The following is a 15,703-nucleotide window of genomic DNA, read 5'->3' as shown; positions in this document are numbered from 1 at the left end:
AGGGAAGGTAGAAATGTCCGTCAAGATCACCACCGCGTTGTCGCTGGCCGCCGTGCTGACGGTGGCAGCGGCTTGCGGCTCCGGCTCGAACAACCAAGGCGAGAAGGCCGAACTCAGCAAGGACGGCAAGGTCGTCATCGACGTGATGTCGCCCGTCGACCCGAAGACCAACATGGCGAGCAACACCACGACGAAGTTCGTGAGCGACAAGTTCAAGATCGAGTTCCGCTGGCAGCCGACGACGTTCGACGCCGGACCGGCCAAGGAGAAGCGGTCGATCTCGTTGGCCAGCGGCGACTATCCGGACCTGTTCTTCCTCATCCCCTGGGTGGACGGGTTCGGTCAGGCCGAGGTGATGAAGCTCGGCACCCAGGGCGTCGCCGTTCCGCTGGAGGGCCTGATCAAGGAGCACGCGCCGAACATCCAGAAGGCGTTGGACTCCAACCAGACCCTGAAGGAGATGGCGACCGCGCCCGACGGGCACATCTACGCGATGCCGCAGTGGGCGGACTGCTACCACTGCAGCTACCCGGACAAGCTGTGGATCAACAGTGCCTGGCTGAAGAAGCTCAACCTGCAGCTTCCGAAGACGACCGAGGACCTGCGCAAAGTCCTGCAGGCGTTCAAGACCCAGGACCCGAACGGCAACGGCAAGGCCGACGAGATCCCGATGACCACCGACGTCCAGGACAGCAGCCTGATCGCGTACCTGATGGGCGCGTTCGCGTACGACCCGGTCGGCGCGAACAACGGCGTCCGGTCGCTGCTCACGCTGGACGGCAACAAGGTCGTCACGCCGGTCGACGACCCCGCGTTCCGCGACGGGCTGAAGTACATCCGTTCGCTGCACTCGGACGGCCTGATCGACCCGGCCTCGTTCACCCAGAACGCCGAGGCGCTGCAGGCGCTCGGCAACGACCCGAAGGCCGTCCTCATCGGCTCCGCGCCGGTGCTGTGGCCGGGGATCTTCGTCCAGCTCGGCTCCGAGGACGGCCGCGACAAGCAGTACGACGCCGTGCCGCCGCTCACCGGGCCGGACGGCAAGAACTACTCCGGGCTGAACCGCCCGACCTCGACCGGCTACACGTTCATGCTCACGAACAAGGCGAGCAAGGAGGCCCAGGTCGCCGCGGTCAAGATGCTCGACTACATCTACACCGACGAGGGCCAGCTCCGGATCTGGGGCGGACCCGAGGGCGTCGGCTGGGACAAGCCAGCAGCGGGAGACATCGCGCTCGACGAGAACGCCAAGCCGATGTACAAGCCGCGCCCGGGCGACAAGGTCCCGCCGAACACCGCGTGGGGCGCGCTCGCGCAGTACAACAACACGTTGGCGTTCCGGAACGCCCAGGTCGTGCCGAAGGACATCTACACCGAGGCCGGGCTCGAGCGACGGCTGTTCGAGGCGACGAAGCTGTACGAAGGGCACGAGGACAAGGCACAGTACTTCCCGGTGGCCCAGGTCTGGGTGGACCCCAGCGCGAGCGCGGAGATCGCGACGCTGAAGACCAACCTGGACAGCTACGTCACGCAGGGCCAGCTGGCTTTCATCACCGGTAAGAAGAACATCGACACCGAGTGGGACGCCTGGGTCCAGGGCCTCGACGGGGTGGGGATGAAGCGGTATCTGGAGCTGTACCAGAAGGCGTACGACACGTACAAGGGCGGCGCCAAGTGACCCTGCGCCTGCGCTGGCCGGCACCTGCCGCGGAGTGGTCCGCGGCGGCGCCGGTCGGCAACGGCCGGCTCGGCGCGATGGTGTTCGGCGACGGACGGCTGCAGCTCAACGACTCGACCGTGTGGTCGGGTACGCCGTCCGGTCCCTCGCACGCACTGCGTTCGGTGCTGGCGTCGGGCGCGGGGCCGGAGCGGTCGCAGCAGGTGCGTGACGCGATCGACAAGCGGGACTACCGGTTGGCCGAGTCGTTGCTGATGTCGTTCGAAGGCCCGTACAGCCAGGAGTACTTGCCGTTCGCGGATCTTTGGATGGAGATCGGCGGATCGCCCACGTACGAAGGTCGCGTGCTCGACCTCGACGACGCGCTTGTCGAGGAGTCCTTCGCCGGGCTGCGGCGACGGACGTTCGCGAGCCGGCCAGCCGGCGCGCTGTGCGTCGAGCTGATCGCTGATGCTCCGGTCGACGTCCGGCTGCGGCTGTCGTCGCCGTTGCGGGTCGACGTACGCGAAGGCGACCCGCACACGCTGGTCGTCGGCGTGGCGGTGCCGGTCGACGGCGCGCCGCAACACGAGCCGGACGTCGAGGAGCCGTTGCGGTATCTCGAGCTCGGTGAGCTCGTGGACGGGTACGACCCGTTCGCCGCAGTGGCGGTCGCGATCGACACCGACGGCCGGTCGTCGTACCACGGCGGGTTGGTGATCGAGCAGGCCACGCGCTTGCTGGTGACGATCAGCAGCTCGACGTCGGCCGCGGACTGGTGGACGTCGGGTGCTGCCCGTTCCCGTCCGGAGCACCTCGAGGCGGCTCGGCAGCAGGCGCGTTCCGCCGCCGCGTTGGGCGGTGAGGCGTTGTTGGCCGCGCACCTGGCCGATGTACGACCGTTGCTAGGTACCGCGTCGGTACGGATCGGGCCGGAGCCTGCGGAGCCCGTCGACGTCGCGTCGCTGCTAGAGGGCGACGACGCCGCGCTGATGGCGACCGTGATGGTGCAGCTCGGCCGCTACCTGCTGGTGTCCGCGTCCCGGCCGGGTGGTCCGCCGGCCAACCTGCAGGGCATCTGGAACGACCAGCTCCGCCCGCCCTGGTCGTCGAACTACACGATCAACATCAACACCGAGATGAACTACTGGGGCGCCGAGCCGACCGGACTCGGTGAGTGTCAGCTGCCGCTCGCCGAGCTGCTGTCCAGGATGGCCGCGCAGGGCACTGCGGTCGCGAAGGAGCTGTACGGGACGCGCGGCTGGGTCGCGCACCACAACACGGATCTGTGGGGTTGGGCGCTGCCGGTCGGGATGGGCCACGGCGCCACGTCGTGGGCGATCTGGATGATGGGCGGCGTCTGGCTCGCGCGCCAGCTGTGGGACCACTACGTGTACGGGCTGGACGAGTCGTTCCTGCGTGACCAGGCATGGCCGATCCTGCGCGGCGCGGCGGAGTTCGGCCTGGACTGGCTGCACGAGGACGCCGACGGGGTCCTTCGTACGAGCCCGTCCACGTCGCCGGAGAACCTGTTCGTCGGCCCGGACGGGCACGGCGAGTCGCTCAGCACTTCCACGCCGATGGACATCGCGCTGCTGCGGGATCTGTTCACGAACTGCCTTGCGGCGTTGGACGTTCTCGGCCTGTCCGATCCGTTGCGGGAGGAGCTGACCTCCGCGCTCGCTCGGCTGCCGGAGCCTCCGGTCATCGCCGACGGCCGGCTGGGGGAGTGGAGCGAGGACCTCGTCGAGCAAGAGCCGCTGCACCGGCACATGTCGCACCTGGTCGCGCTGTATCCGCTCGGTCAGATCGCGCCCGGCTCGCCGCTGGCTTCGGCTGCCGCGAAGGTGCTGGACGCGCGCGGGCCGGGGGCGATGGGCTGGTCGTGGGCGTGGAAGATCGCGTTGCGGGCACGGCTCGGCGACGGCGAGACCGCGCTGTCGTTGTTCCGCGAGGCGACGATGCCACTCGAGGGCGACGCCGGCCGGTACGCGCCGGTCGACGGCTCCCGCTGGGGCGGACTGCTGCCGAACCTGTTCAGTACCCATCCACCGTTCCAGATCGACGGCAACTACGGCTTCGTCGCGGCGGTCGTCGAACTGCTCGTGCGGAGTCTCGACGACTCGCTGGTGCTGCTGCCCGCGTTGCCTTCGGACTGGCCGGACGGCTCGGTCCGCGGCGTGCGAGCTCGAGGTGGGCTGGCCGTGGACCTGTCCTGGCGCGACGGCGAGCTGGTAGCCGTGTCGGTTCGCAAGCTCGCCGGCTCGCGGCCGGTGGCTGTTCGTGTGGTGTACAGGGACCGCGAGGTCGAGCTCGTTCTCGGGCTCGGTGACTCGACCGATCTGAAGGACCGCCTCCTCCTGCCATGAAAGAGGTGCACCGCTCATGTCCCTACGAAACAAGGCGATCCGAGGCCTGCTCGTGGCCGCCCTCGTTCCGCTCGGCTTGACCACTACACCGGCGTCGGCCGTTCCCGAACCGGCCGTGGCACTGCCTGCCGCGCCGGTAGTCGCCGCTGCGTTCCCACCGGCGGGGGAGGTGGCACGGAAGCCGTACATGGGCTGGAGCAGCTACAGCATGCAGGTGTTCGTCCCCAACGGCGGGACGTGGATCACCGCTGCCCAGATCAAGGCGCAGTCGGACGCGATGCACACCAAGCTGCAGCGGTTCGGGTACGACCGGATCAACATCGACGCGGCCTGGAACGGCGGCATCGACGGCTACGGCCGGCCGGTGCCGAGCACGACGTTGTATCCGAACGGATTCCAGGAAGTGATCGACCACGTTCATGACAACGGGCAGAAGATCGGGATCTACGCGATTCCCGGCATCAGCAAGTCCGTGATCGACGCCGACCTTCCTGTCTACGGCGCGCCCGAATGTTCGACGGGTGACCTGCCGGTCCTGCCGCTGAAGCAGGCGGACTACTGGGGGATCGGGCACAAGATCGACTTCTCCAAGCCCTGTGCGCAGAAGTACATCGACTCGATCGCCGACCTGTTCGCGTCGTGGGGGATCGACTTCCTCAAGTTCGACAGCGTGACGCCCGGCTCCGGGATCGGCGACCTCTCGCTCGACGCGCGCGACGACGTCAAGGCGTGGTCGCAGGCCCTCGCGCGGCACAAGATCTGGCTCGAGCTGTCGTGGGCGTTGGACATCCGCTATGCCGACTACTGGAAGCAGTACGCGAACGGTTGGCGGATCGACTGGGACGTCGAGTGCTACTGCACCGGCGTGGCGCTGACGCAGTGGCAGAACATCGCACGGCTGTTCCCCAAGCTGGCCGACTGGTGGCGCCACGGCGGGCCGGGCGGGTGGAACGACCTCGACTCGCTGAACGTCGGCAACGGCTCGATGGACGGGCTCACCAAGGACGAGCGGCGGACGGCGGCGACGTTGTGGGCGGTGTCGGCGGCCCCGTTCTACATCGGCAACGACATGACGCGGCTGGACTCGTACGGCCTCGAGCTCCTCACGAACCGCGAGGTGATCGCGGTCAACCAGGCGGGCGTTCCCGCGCGGCCGGTGTCGATGCAGACCAACCGGCAGGTGTGGTACGCGCTCAACGCGGACAGCTCCTACACCGTGGCGGTGTTCAACCTCGGGCGTACCGACGCCGATGTCACGGTGAACTTCGCGGACCTCGGCCTCGACGGCACCGCGAAGGTGCGTGACCTGTGGGCGAAGAAGGACCTCGGCTCGGCGAAGGGCACGTACGTCGCGAAGGACGTGCCGATCAACGGCACCCGGCTGTTCAAGGTGACGCCGCAGAAGGGCGCGTCGATCTCGGTCAACGACGACGACCTGCGGGTCTCCTACGACGGCGATTGGAAGCGGAACGAGAACTTCGAGGTGCCGGCCGTCTCGGAACCGCTCGCGGTGACGGTGAAGGGTCCGGCGGCTCGCGCTGCCGCGCCCAGGTCCAAGCTGAACGCCACCCCCGAGCCGTCGGCCAAGGCCTCGAAGGTGAACGCCGCCGGGGTGCGGACGATCCAGGTGAACAACGACGACCCGCAGATCACCTACACAGGCTCGTGGAGTCGAAGCACCGGGCGCGGGCTGGGTGACTACCTGGACGACGTGCAGTACACCGAAGCGAACGGGGACGCGTTCCAGTACACGTTCGTCGGGACCGGCGTCGACTACGTGACGGAGACGCACAACTCACAGGGCGACGTGGACATCTACGTCGACGGTGAGTTCAAGCAGACCGTCTCGACGTTCCAGGCCGAGGGCCGGGGCGCGCAGCAGGTCGTGTACGGGATCTCGGACCTGCCGAACGGGACGCACACGATCCGCGGAGTGAAGAAGACCGGGCAATTCATGCTGCTGGACAAGCTGAGCGTGCGGCAGGAGAGCCTGCTCGATCCGGGCTCGGCGACGTTCGACCCGGCTGCCCCGGCCGATATCGCTGTCACTGTCGCGCGCGACCCAGCCGAGCTCGTCTCGGTCTCGCGTGGCGGTACGGCTCTCGTGCGTGGCTCGGACTACACGGTGGCGGGTTCGGTGGTGACGATCTCGAAGTCGTACCTCGCCTCCCTGCCCGCCGGCGACGTGGCGCTGGACTTCTCGTTCCGCGGCGACAACGCGAACGACGTCCACTACGCGAAGGCGAACGGTGCCGCGGTGTCGTTCTCGTTCCGCGGCACGAAGGTCGACTGGCTGACGGCGTTGGGTCCCGACCAGGGCGAGGCCGACGTGTTCGTCGACGGCAAGCTCGTCCGCCGGGTCTCGCTGCAGAACCCGACGCGCGTGACCAACCGCGTGGCCTTCACCGCCACCGGACTGAAGGACAAGCAGCACACGCTGCGCATCGTGAAGGTGTCCGGCGAGGCGCTGCGGAACGACGTGATCCGCTACCAGCTCGCGAGGTAGCGGACAAAAGCCAACGGGCGGGTCCGAAGACCCGCCCGTTGGCGACGTACACGGCCGGTGTGGCGGTCGCCTCTCGGCGAGTGGCGCGACGCGGCTCCAGCCGAACGGTATTCCGCGAAGGCAATAGGTGAGGCCCGGGGACACTGACCACACCGACCGCTAGGTAGAAGGTACCAGCCCCAAGATCTATTCCACCGACACCAACTTCTCGAAGAAGAACTCGTGCTTGAGGAACGACACGTCGTACTCGTGCCCCGGGTACGGGGGGTGGAGCGGCGACACCTGGATCAGCCGCCAGCCGTCGAGCAGCGCCTCGAGGCCGGAGGTGTACGGCGGCTCGTCGGAGTCGCCGGTCGTCGGCGACGTCGCGCCGGTGCCGTCGTACACCGACCAGCCGACCACGGACGCGTCGAGCGCCGACGTCGAGAGGTACAGCACCAGCACCTGCTGGCGGACGCGCTGCTGCACAAGGGTTTCCGTACTCATCAAGGGCTCCTTCACACCACGACGCGCTGCGGACGGTTGGACACGCGGGTGACCCAGTAGTCGAGGTCGAACGTGTCGTCGCCGGTCAGCGCCCGCCACATCTGTACCCGGTTGTAGATCTCGAGCCGCCCGGTCGCGCCCTCGTACCACGGGAACCGCGTCCGCAGTTCGGCGCCGACCTCCGGGTCGTTCAGGTCGTCGGTGTTCCACAGCCGGCGCTGCTTCACGGTCGGGTTGAAGCGGATCTTGAACATGTAGCGCTCGATGTCGCTGTCGTTCCGCCGCCCGCCGTGCCAGATCCCGTGATGCAGGATCACCACGGTCCCGGCCGGGCAGGTGAGGCGCGTCTGCCCGCGCAGGTTCTGGTAGCGGCCGGTGTCGCTCTCGTTCGTCCGCCGCAGGTGGCTGCCCGGCACGCTCAGTGTCCCGCCCATGTCGAGCGTGACCTTCTGCGGGTAGTACATGAGCTGGACGTCGAACGCGTCGAGCCGGGCGTCGATGATCGCGTCGCCGTGCAGCGGCTGCGCGTGCCCCTCGTTCGGTCGGCGGATGTGGACGGCGTGGTGGTCGATCGTCGGGCCGGGGCCGACCAGGCTGTGGATCGCGCCCGCGACCTGCGGCAGCTCGATGAGTCGGCGGGCGAACGAGCCCTCGGGAAACGCCTCGGGGATCGGTGTGCCGTACGGGACCGCGGGGATGCCCGCCTTGAAGACCTCGATCGCCTGCTCGTTCAGGTCGTCGGGAACGATCGCGTCCATCCGCACCGATCCGTGCGAGACGAAGTGGGCGAGCTGCACGGAGGTGAGCAGGTGGTCGCGGGCGGGATGAGCTGTCATGGGCCGCTCCAGTGTTGGCCAACGTGGTGGTCGGATACCACTCACGCTAGGCGGCTTCGGGCCTTCACGCGTGGGTTGTATTCACCCAGTACTGGTACGTTTTCACCATGGTGGTGTCCATAACCGTGCGGTTGGACCGGCCGCCGCAGGTCGCGAACGTCGGCGTCGGGCTGCACGGGGTGAAGCGGGACCGGGACGTGTTCCGGCTGCCGGACCTGTGGCAGCTGCACCTCTACCAGTACGTGGCGGAGCTGACCGTCGACGGCACGCCGTACCCGATCCGTCCCGGTCACGTGAGCCTGGTGCCGCCGGGCGCGGTGGTGCAGTACCGGTATCAGGGGCGGTCGCAGCACCTGTACGCGCACCTGCGGCTCGGCCGGACGGGGGAGCCGCGGTCGCTGCCGATCATGCAGGACGCCGGGGCAGAGACGCCGATACTGTCGGCACTGTTGTTGTCGGCGATCGCGGCGTGGTCGAGCGCCCCGCGCCGTACCGAGTCCGATGTCTGGGCCGCGCTGTGGCGGGTGGCGTCGCTGGCGGCGCCGTCTCGGTCCGAGCGGCCGCACGCGGCGGTAGCGGCGGCGGTCGCGTACATCGAGTCCCACCTCGCCGGGCCGTTGGCGGTCCCCGACATCGCCGCGGCGGCGGGTGTCTCGCACAACCACCTGACCCGGTTGTTCCGCGCCGAGACCGGCGACACGATCGTGGCGCACGTACGCCGGCGCCGGATGGAACGAGCCCGCCACCTGCTCCGTGAGTCCACCCTGCCGATCGCCTCGATCGCGACGGCCGTGGGGATCGGCGACCTGCAGGCGTTCAACAAGACCTGCCGCCGCGAGCTCGGCACCTCACCTCGCGCCCTCCGAGCCCAGTGATCATGTACGTGATCATGAAGCCAAACTGGTCGTATACGGCGGGTTACCTTCATGATCACGTACATGATCACGGCCGTGTGCGATCGTCGCCACCCGGGCACCCTGCGCCGTGAGCGCGGCGAAGATCGCCTCGAGGTGACGCATCACCGCGTCCAGGTCCCACCGCGGGCGCAACAGGTCGTTGACACCCGCCACCACCGTCGCCAGATCCGGGCGCATCGCCAACGCCGCCGGGAGTTGCTCCTCGAACACCTGCGCGGCGACGCGACCACGTACCGCCAGGTTCGCGTACGACAACTCCGGGCTGAACGCGGCGACCAGCTCCGCGAGCCGGTCCGCCCAGCCACGCAGTCCTCTGATCTCGTCCCCGTCGCCGAGCCCCTCGGTCTGGCTGTCGCCGAGCGCGACGTACCGCAGGTACTCACCGCTGGCCATGGGCCCCTGCCTTCCCCGCAAGAGAACACATCTGTCCGCAAAAGCTACTTCTCCATGGTCGCGACACTGGCTAATGCGACGGTTGCGTCAGGAGTCATGTCGGTAAACGGTCCCTGAAAGCTTGGCCATGCGTGGGGTCGAAGAATTCGGTCGACGCGGGTGGAGCGGGTTGCTACGTTCGCGGGATGTCGGATCTCCTGCTGAGGTTGACGATCCGCGACATGGTCCCGGCCGACCTGCCCGGCCTGGCGTGGTCGGGGGACCCCGGCCATCTGAAGGCCGTGGCGGAGATGCTCGAGCTCGCGTCCGCCGGCGAGGCGGAGAATCTTCTCGTCTGTCTCCCCTCTGGTGGGTCGGTCGCCAAGTGCGCTCTCCGGTACGACGAGAACCCGGGCGCGGGAACGTTGATCATGTTCTCCGTGCACGGCCTGGTGCAGTCGTGTGGCATCGGCACCGCACTGATCGTCGAGTGCGAGCGCCGGATCCTGACCAGGGGACTGTCCCGCGCGGAGATCGGCGTCGAGACGGACAATCCTCGCGCGCAGGCGCTGTACGAACGCCTCGGGTACGTCGAGTACGCGCGGAAGCTCGGCGGGTGGAACTACGAGCTGCCCGATGGCAGCACCGGCCGCTACGAGACCATGCTGGTCGATCTGAACAAGCAGCTCGTGCCAGCTCGCGACGTTGGCGGGAGCTCGGATCTCCTGCTGGGGTTGACGATCCGCGACTTGGGACCGGCCGACCTGCCCGGCCCGTGGGCACCGTATCCCGGCCATGTCGAGGCCGTCATCAAGGTGCTCGACCGCGTCCCGTCCGGCGGCGCGGAGTGTGTGACGGCCTGCCTGCCGTCCGGCGTACTCGTCGGCAAGGGCGTGATCGACTACGAGCAGGATCCCGGCGCCGGCACCTTGACCATGTTCGACGTCGAGGGGCTGCTCCACTCGTGCGGCATCGGCACCGCCCTGGTCGAGGAGTGCGAGCGGCGGATTCGAGCCAGGGGAGTGCGCCGCATCGAGATCGGAGCCGAGACGAACAACCCCCGTGCGCAGGCTCTGTACGAACGCCTCGGCTACGTCGAGTACGCGCGGAAGCCCGGCGGTTGGGACCAGCAACTGCCGGACGGCACGTTCGGCCGCTACGAGACCACGATCGTGCACCTGCGCAAGGAGTTCTCCGAGTAGGCCGTAGCCTGAGCACGTCCCTGGTCGACCTGATCCTTGGAGCCAACGATGCGCAAGCCCGTTCTCATCGCGGTCGGCCTGCTCGTAGCCGTCATGGGCACGATCTTCTTCTTCCAAGGCATCGGCGTCCTCGGCGGCAGTGGGATGACCGGCTCGACCCTGTGGGCGGTGCTGGGCCCGATCATCGCGCTCGCCGGCCTGGGTCTGGCGGCGTTCGGCTTCCGAGGCTTCCGAGGCAGCAAGCCCAGGCAGGACGTCTAGCCGCCGAGTACCCGCACCTCGGCGTGGGGGAGTTGGCTCCACCAGCGTTCGTAGAAGCTGTACACGCGCGGCTCTCGTTCGGACAGCAGCGCCAACAGTCCGCCGGCCTCCGTCTCGAGCCCCTTCCAGACCTTCGCCGGCAACGGATGGAACGCCGTCGCCTCGATTCCCCCGTCGACCGCGCGCCAGACGCCGGCCACGTACCCGTCGACCAGCAGCGTCGGCAGCGTGTCACCGTTCACACGGGTCACGTGCTTGCGGTACTCGGGCGAAATGACACGGCTGCGATCCGCGTACGCGAACAGGATGCTGTCCCACATCGCCATCAGCCGCGGCGGCGCGGGCGTGCGTTCGTCCGGTCGGGGCGCGTCCGGTACGTCGTACAGAACGTCGGTCACCGGCTCCAGCTCGAGCTCCCGCACCGCGGCCTTCACCCGCGTCCGCGGCACCAGCGTGAACTGCGCCATGTCCGCGATCGACGCCGGCCCGAAGCCCGCCAGATAACGCTGCAGCAGAACCTTCAGCGACTCGGCGGAAACGCCGGCGTCGCCGACGGTCGGCCGCGCCGGCGGGGCGACGTAGGAGACCTTCGCGTTGAACTGCCACGGCGCACCCGTCGGTGCCCGCAGCATCGGCGCGTACGAGCGCACACCCCACCACGCACCCTCGTGCAACTCACGCTCGAACCTGCGTTCGAGCCATCGCGCACACTCGGCGGCAGTGCGCGGCTGGGCAACGAACGCCAGCAGCTCGGGCGTCAGCGCGTCTGCGTCCGCGGGACTCAGTCCGCTGATCGTGTACCGGGAGTCCAGCCTCGATGCGCGCAGTCCCGGATCGACGGCCTCGCGGAACGTCGGATAGTCGTCGGCGTGCACGGCATGCAGCGTCATCCGCATCAGCGTCGACCGGACCACCCGCAGCTCGGCGAACGCGGCGTCCAGGTCGGTGGGATCGAAACCGGAGAGTCGGTTCCACAACGCGACATAAGGCGACGCGGGTTGTTGAGCCTGAATGCCGACGATCTGCCTTACCGCGTCGGCGACCGGCAACGTGGAGCGCTCCAGCAGCAACTGCCGCGCGAGCGTGGCGCGGTTGAGCGCTCGTGCGGTCACCGTCATAGCCCGCACCGTACCCACCAGCACGCGACCCCGCTCGCTCCTCTTACGCCTGGCAAGACAGTGCCGATAATGTACATTATGTCAACTTGGCTTTGAACGAGTGCAGGCTGGCCCCTCCCAGGGTCGGACGACGCCCGGTCGGCGGCGATGTGGTCGGCGGACAGCACAGTCACTACCCCACCACATCACCGATCGCCTCCACGACCGCATCCGGCTGCTCGATGTGCAGTCCGACGAGCACGTACGGCGCTGGCACGTTCGCCGCCGCCAGAAGCGCGTGCAACTCCCCCGCGACGTCGGCCGCCGAGCGTGGCAACGACACCGCGTCGCTCCAGCCCGTCCCGGCGCGGTCGTAGATGACGCTCGTCGTCCGCTCGGCCGCACGTTCCTGCACCTGCAGGAAGTCGAGCCCGACCAGGCCTCCCCCGGGTACGAACACCACGCTCGGCGTCCCCGCGCCGGACCGGTGCAGCCACAGCTGCCGCCCGTTGGTGTCGTACCGCTGTCCGATCTCCATGCCGGCCCCTCCCGTTACGTTCTCAACTTTGAGAACGGTATCAGATGTGAGATCGTTCGGTCCATGGACACCGCTGACCTGCTCGTTCACCCGGTCCGGCTGCGGATCGTGCACGCGATGTCGGGCGGCCAGGCCTTGACCACCGCCCAGCTGTGCGCGCGGCTGCCGGACGTGTCGAAGGCGACCGTGTACCGGCACGTCGCGCTACTCGCCGACGGCGGCGTGCTCGAGGTGTCCTCCGAGCACCGCGTGCGCGGCGCGGTCGAGCGCAGCTACCAACTGCGGCGCGAACAGGCGGTGATCGACGCCGAGCAGGTGGCGTCGGTCGACAAGGACGAGCACCGGCGCATCTTCGCCCTGGCGATGGCGATTCTCACGGCGGAGTACAACGCGTACCTCGACGTCGACGCTTCCGATCCCGTACGCGACGAGGTCGGCTACCGCCAGCACGCCCTGTGGCTCACCCCCGACGAACGCGCAGCACTGATCGACGACCTCCGCGCCGCCATCGTGCCGCGACTGGGCAACTCCCCCACCGACGGACGCACCCGACACCTGCTCAGCCCGATCATGTTCCCCACCACACAAGGCAAATAGCGCGGCGCGACCTCAATCGCCGAGCCCGGTGAGGTGCAGGGCGAGGGCGGCCACCGAAGTCTGTGTCGGGCGGCGCGCCTCGGCTGCCGGAGTGAGGACGTCGAAGTCGTGGAGCAGACCCCACCCGAGCAGCCGCAGTGCCGCACCGTCGGCCAGGTCGGCCTCGGAAAGCCCGTACCCGTTGAGGAATGCCGGCACCAGGTGGGGATCGCCATGCAGGAGACGGAAGCAGGCATCGGCGAGGTCGTACCACGCATGCCCTGCCTGGACCTCGTTGAAGTCGATGATGCCGACCAAGGCACCGGTCCCTGGATCCAGCAGCACGTTCCCGCCGTGGACGTCGCTGTGTAGCAGGCTCGTCGACCGAGTTGTGTCGACCTCGCTCAAGGTTGACGCGGCCAAGGCGTGCAGGGCGCCTTCGGGAACGGGACCTAGAAGCGCGAGCCGGTCGTCGTCCGCGCCCAGGGTGTCGCGCTCCTCGGTGACCAGGCGCAGGAAGTTATCCCAACGAGCGTTCACGATCTGTCCATGATCGTGCGGAACGGAGTGCCACCGCTGGAGAGTCGCCCCCAGCTCGGCCGCGCTCCGGAGCTGAACGGACGGCGGCAAGGTCGGCACGACCTCCGACCACGGTCTGCCGACGACCTCGGTCTCGATCAGCCACGGCCACGGGTGATCGGACGTGCTGGCGAGCAGCGTTCCGTGCGCCACCAGACGCGGGATCGGCAAGCTTGTCGGCTCGAGCAAGGCGTGCGCGTCGAGCTCCAACCGGTACGCATCGAACCCGCCCCAGTGCGAGGGGTAAACCGTGGCCACGAGACCGTGGTCACGCGCCGCCGCCGTCGGGTACTGCGAGGGTGCGAGCAGTTCGAGAGGCCCGTCGGGCGACAAGCCCGCTGCCCGAAGCGCGCGGCGGAAGACCGGGAGCCACAACGTCGGATGGTTCCGCCCCGCCGCGTACTCCTCATCGGATCCGAACCGCGGCAGCTCCACCCGCCCGACGCTAAGGCAACCAAGAAGCGGACCGGCAAGTGGGTCACGCTCTTCATCGACGCCCCACCCGACTCCGGCCGCCCGTTCAGCGGCGTCGAGCCCAACGGCGAGTGGGGGCGCTGGTAAGGATCGTGTCACCAGGTGCAGACGAGCCAGGCGCCGCCGGTTCAGCTCGTCATCGCCGCACCGACATCGAACTCCGTGCCGAACGGGTCCGTGATGTTCGCGACCCGCCCGTAGATCGTGTCGTAGGGCTCGGCCGAGGTCCCACCCGCGTCGATCGCTCGTCGCGCCGCCGCATCGGCGTCGTCCACCTGGAACAAGGTCCCCCAACGGGACTTCGTGGCCTTTGGGTCACCGACGATGCCGCCGATCTCGTGGCCATCCGGTCTGCGCAGGAACGTGAAGTCGAGCTCGGGCATGTCCGGGTTGGCATCCAACGTGTAGCCGAAGACCGCGACGTAGAAGTCGCGCGCGGGCCCGGATTCCGCGGTGACCAGGTCGTTGCGGAGCAGGGCGTTCGGCTCGTTGACGATCTCGCAGCCGATGTGGGCACCGGCCTGCCACAGTCCACACTGCGCACCGGTGGTGTCCTTGATGATCGCCGTCCGGCCCTGGTCCAGCACGTCCATCGGGCCGGTGATGATCGAGCCGCCCGCGTTCCGCGCTCGGGCGGCCGCGGCGTCACAGTCATCCGTCGCGAAGTAGACGTTCCACCAGAATTCCGTGGCGTCGGGATCGGGGTTCGGCCTGATGGCCGCGACGGGTCTGCCCCGTAGCAAGCACTGGGTGTAGTGGCCGTACTCCGCCGGTCCCACATCGAACTCCCAACCGAACAACGCGCCGTAGAAGGTCATCGCGCGGTCGAGATCCGGGATGCCCAGGTCGATCCAGGTCGGTGTGCCGGCCGGCTGCGTGGTGGTCAACTCGCTCATCGTCTCTCCTTGTCGTGTCCCCATGTTGTCCCGCATGACCCCGGAACCTAAGCACCGGTGTAAACCCAGCTCACCTACTTCTTGTTGCGGTAGAGGACCATGGTGATGGGACCGAAGACCGCGACGAGAAGTACGGACGACACGAGCACCCAGCCGATTTCCCCGGCGGGCACCGAACCGTGCATCAGGCCGCGTACCACGGTCGCCAGGTGGGTGATCGGGTTGACCTCGACGACCGCCTGCAACCACCCCGGCATCGTCGTCGGGTCCACGAAGATGTTGCTCACGAACGTCAGCGGGAACATCACCATCATGCTGACTCCCGCCACCGAGTTCGGCGTGCGCAGGATCAGGCTGAGCATCGTCCACAGCCACGACAGGCAGAACGAGAACACCAGCAGTAGCGCCACCGACAGCACCACCCCGACGGCGCCACCTTCCGGCCGGAACCCGAGGACCAGGCCGAGCGTGATCACGACCACCGACCCGATCGAGTAGCGCATCACATCGCCGAGCAGGGCGCCGACCAGCGGCGACGGTCGCCACACCCCCGGTCGCCTATCTCAGCTGCAGCGCCAGCCCCAGCTAGAACGGACCGGCTGCGATCAGCCGGTCGCGCTGGGCCTGCCACATGCCCTCGCCGGCGATCTCGCGGTCGTAGTGCACGACGACCGAACTGGGGATGGCGTGCAGGTCTTCAGGTTCCAGGCGCGTGATGGTCTCGGTGGCCTCCATCCTCTGCTTCCCCATCTTGAACACGACTCGCGAGATGGTGCCGAGCTGGCCGTGCCCTCCGTCCACCGGCTCGTGCAGCACCAGGCCCCGCAGCCACTTCGGCATGTGCGCCGGGCCCGCGAGCAGCTGGCGCACCTTCTCCCGCGGCAGCGCGATCTCGATCGAGGTGGTGTACTTCATCAAGCGTTCCCTCCGGGGGCGT

16 protein-coding genes are annotated in these 15,703 nt (G+C 68.2%); 7 read left to right on the top strand and 9 right to left on the bottom strand.

Annotated features, from left to right (window positions below):
- Positions 1 to 13 precede the first annotated feature (13 nt).
- From JOD67_RS23795 to JOD67_RS23785, 3 genes are read left to right on the top strand one after another with little or no spacing between them, the layout of a single operon-like run.
- Positions 14 to 1,678: a type 2 periplasmic-binding domain-containing protein gene (locus JOD67_RS23795; RefSeq protein ID WP_205119913.1), complete on the top strand. Its 1,665-nt coding sequence runs from the start codon at positions 14 to 16 to the stop codon at positions 1,676 to 1,678.
- Positions 1,675 to 4,026 (top strand): glycosyl hydrolase family 95 catalytic domain-containing protein, encoded by a 2,352-nt coding sequence (locus JOD67_RS23790; RefSeq protein WP_205119912.1) that lies wholly within the window; start codon positions 1,675 to 1,677, stop codon positions 4,024 to 4,026. The genes JOD67_RS23795 and JOD67_RS23790 overlap by 4 nt, the downstream gene beginning before the upstream one ends.
- 16 nt (positions 4,027 to 4,042) lie before the next feature.
- Positions 4,043 to 6,532, top strand: coding sequence for a X2-like carbohydrate binding domain-containing protein (locus tag JOD67_RS23785; protein WP_239554012.1), 2,490 nt, complete (start codon positions 4,043 to 4,045; stop codon positions 6,530 to 6,532).
- 186 nt (positions 6,533 to 6,718) lie between these two features.
- Here the strand turns inward: JOD67_RS23785 and JOD67_RS23780 are convergent, their stop codons facing one another.
- Positions 6,719 to 7,018, bottom strand: coding sequence for a hypothetical protein (locus JOD67_RS23780; RefSeq protein WP_205119911.1), 300 nt, complete (start codon positions 7,016 to 7,018; stop codon positions 6,719 to 6,721).
- An 11-nt stretch (positions 7,019 to 7,029) separates the two neighbouring features.
- Entirely contained in the window at positions 7,030 to 7,854 is an 825-nt protein-coding gene (locus JOD67_RS23775; RefSeq protein ID WP_205119910.1) for a phytanoyl-CoA dioxygenase family protein, read from the bottom strand.
- Between the two features lie 107 nt (positions 7,855 to 7,961).
- Between JOD67_RS23775 and JOD67_RS23770 the strand changes: the two genes are divergently transcribed.
- A complete protein-coding gene (locus JOD67_RS23770) occupies positions 7,962 to 8,729 on the top strand; it encodes an AraC family transcriptional regulator (protein WP_205119909.1) in 768 nt (255 codons plus the stop codon).
- Positions 8,730 to 8,741: 12 nt separating this feature from the next.
- Here the strand turns inward: JOD67_RS23770 and JOD67_RS23765 are convergent, their stop codons facing one another.
- Entirely contained in the window at positions 8,742 to 9,164 is a 423-nt protein-coding gene (locus JOD67_RS23765; protein WP_205119908.1) for an SGNH/GDSL hydrolase family protein, read from the bottom strand.
- Between the two features lie 185 nt (positions 9,165 to 9,349).
- On the opposite strand from JOD67_RS23765, the gene JOD67_RS40395 reads away from it, so the two are divergent.
- Both JOD67_RS40395 and JOD67_RS23750 read left to right on the top strand, forming a co-directional pair.
- Positions 9,350 to 10,345, top strand: coding sequence for a GNAT family N-acetyltransferase (locus JOD67_RS40395; protein ID WP_239554010.1), 996 nt, complete (start codon positions 9,350 to 9,352; stop codon positions 10,343 to 10,345).
- A 48-nt stretch (positions 10,346 to 10,393) separates the two neighbouring features.
- Entirely contained in the window at positions 10,394 to 10,606 is a 213-nt protein-coding gene (locus tag JOD67_RS23750; protein WP_205119907.1) for a hypothetical protein, read from the top strand.
- Here the strand turns inward: JOD67_RS23750 and JOD67_RS23745 are convergent.
- On the bottom strand, positions 10,603 to 11,724 hold the full coding sequence (locus tag JOD67_RS23745; protein ID WP_205119906.1) for a winged helix DNA-binding domain-containing protein: 1,122 nt from the start codon (positions 11,722 to 11,724) through the stop codon (positions 10,603 to 10,605). The genes JOD67_RS23750 and JOD67_RS23745 overlap by 4 nt on opposite strands.
- Before the next feature lie 172 nt (positions 11,725 to 11,896).
- A complete protein-coding gene (locus JOD67_RS23740) occupies positions 11,897 to 12,241 on the bottom strand; it encodes an alpha/beta fold hydrolase (protein ID WP_205119905.1) in 345 nt (114 codons plus the stop codon).
- Between the two features lie 63 nt (positions 12,242 to 12,304).
- Here JOD67_RS23740 and JOD67_RS23735 point away from each other — a divergent pair, with 63 nt between their 5' ends.
- Positions 12,305 to 12,838 carry a helix-turn-helix domain-containing protein gene (locus JOD67_RS23735; protein WP_205119904.1) on the top strand — a complete coding sequence of 178 codons (534 nt, stop codon included), beginning with the start codon at positions 12,305 to 12,307 and terminating at the stop codon, positions 12,836 to 12,838.
- Between the two features lie 12 nt (positions 12,839 to 12,850).
- Here the strand turns inward: JOD67_RS23735 and JOD67_RS23730 are convergent, their stop codons facing one another.
- The 4 genes from JOD67_RS23730 to JOD67_RS42620 form a co-directional block, all read right to left on the bottom strand.
- The gene (locus tag JOD67_RS23730; protein WP_205119903.1) at positions 12,851 to 13,831 is read right to left on the bottom strand and encodes a phosphotransferase family protein; all 981 of its coding nucleotides are present in this window, start codon (positions 13,829 to 13,831) and stop codon (positions 12,851 to 12,853) included.
- 167 nt (positions 13,832 to 13,998) lie between these two features.
- Positions 13,999 to 14,766, bottom strand: coding sequence for a VOC family protein (locus JOD67_RS23725; RefSeq protein WP_205119902.1), 768 nt, complete (start codon positions 14,764 to 14,766; stop codon positions 13,999 to 14,001).
- Positions 14,767 to 14,840: 74 nt separating this feature from the next.
- On the bottom strand, positions 14,841 to 15,314 hold the full coding sequence (locus JOD67_RS23720) for an ABC transporter permease (protein WP_205119901.1): 474 nt from the start codon (positions 15,312 to 15,314) through the stop codon (positions 14,841 to 14,843).
- 37 nt (positions 15,315 to 15,351) lie between these two features.
- Positions 15,352 to 15,501, bottom strand: a complete 150-nt coding sequence (locus JOD67_RS42620; RefSeq protein ID WP_205119900.1) for a hypothetical protein — start codon at positions 15,499 to 15,501, stop codon at positions 15,352 to 15,354.
- Positions 15,502 to 15,703 lie beyond the last annotated feature (202 nt).

This window comes from Tenggerimyces flavus (genome assembly GCF_016907715.1).
Lineage (GTDB): Bacteria > Actinomycetota > Actinomycetes > Propionibacteriales > Actinopolymorphaceae > Tenggerimyces > Tenggerimyces flavus.
Note: the sequence above shows the minus strand (reverse complement) of the source record. Positions and strands in the feature narration are given on the sequence as shown.

Coding starts and splice junctions, on each gene's coding strand:
- JOD67_RS23745 (WP_205119906.1), bottom strand. CDS start 11,724: ATGACGGTGACCGCACGAGCGCTCAACCGCGCCACGCTCGCGCGGCAG.
- JOD67_RS23770 (WP_205119909.1), top strand. CDS start 7,962: ATGGTGGTGTCCATAACCGTGCGGTTGGACCGGCCGCCGCAGGTCGCG.
- JOD67_RS23740 (WP_205119905.1), bottom strand. CDS start 12,241: ATGGAGATCGGACAGCGGTACGACACCAACGGGCGGCAGCTGTGGCTG.
- JOD67_RS23795 (WP_205119913.1), top strand. CDS start 14: ATGTCCGTCAAGATCACCACCGCGTTGTCGCTGGCCGCCGTGCTGACG.
- JOD67_RS23765 (WP_205119908.1), bottom strand. CDS start 9,164: ATGGCCAGCGGTGAGTACCTGCGGTACGTCGCGCTCGGCGACAGCCAG.
- JOD67_RS23780 (WP_205119911.1), bottom strand. CDS start 7,018: ATGAGTACGGAAACCCTTGTGCAGCAGCGCGTCCGCCAGCAGGTGCTG.
- JOD67_RS23735 (WP_205119904.1), top strand. CDS start 12,305: ATGGACACCGCTGACCTGCTCGTTCACCCGGTCCGGCTGCGGATCGTG.
- JOD67_RS23750 (WP_205119907.1), top strand. CDS start 10,394: ATGCGCAAGCCCGTTCTCATCGCGGTCGGCCTGCTCGTAGCCGTCATG.
- JOD67_RS23785 (WP_239554012.1), top strand. CDS start 4,043: ATGTCCCTACGAAACAAGGCGATCCGAGGCCTGCTCGTGGCCGCCCTC.
- JOD67_RS23775 (WP_205119910.1), bottom strand. CDS start 7,854: ATGACAGCTCATCCCGCCCGCGACCACCTGCTCACCTCCGTGCAGCTC.
- JOD67_RS40395 (WP_239554010.1), top strand. CDS start 9,350: ATGTCGGATCTCCTGCTGAGGTTGACGATCCGCGACATGGTCCCGGCC.
- JOD67_RS42620 (WP_205119900.1), bottom strand. CDS start 15,501: ATGGAGGCCACCGAGACCATCACGCGCCTGGAACCTGAAGACCTGCAC.
- JOD67_RS23725 (WP_205119902.1), bottom strand. CDS start 14,766: ATGAGCGAGTTGACCACCACGCAGCCGGCCGGCACACCGACCTGGATC.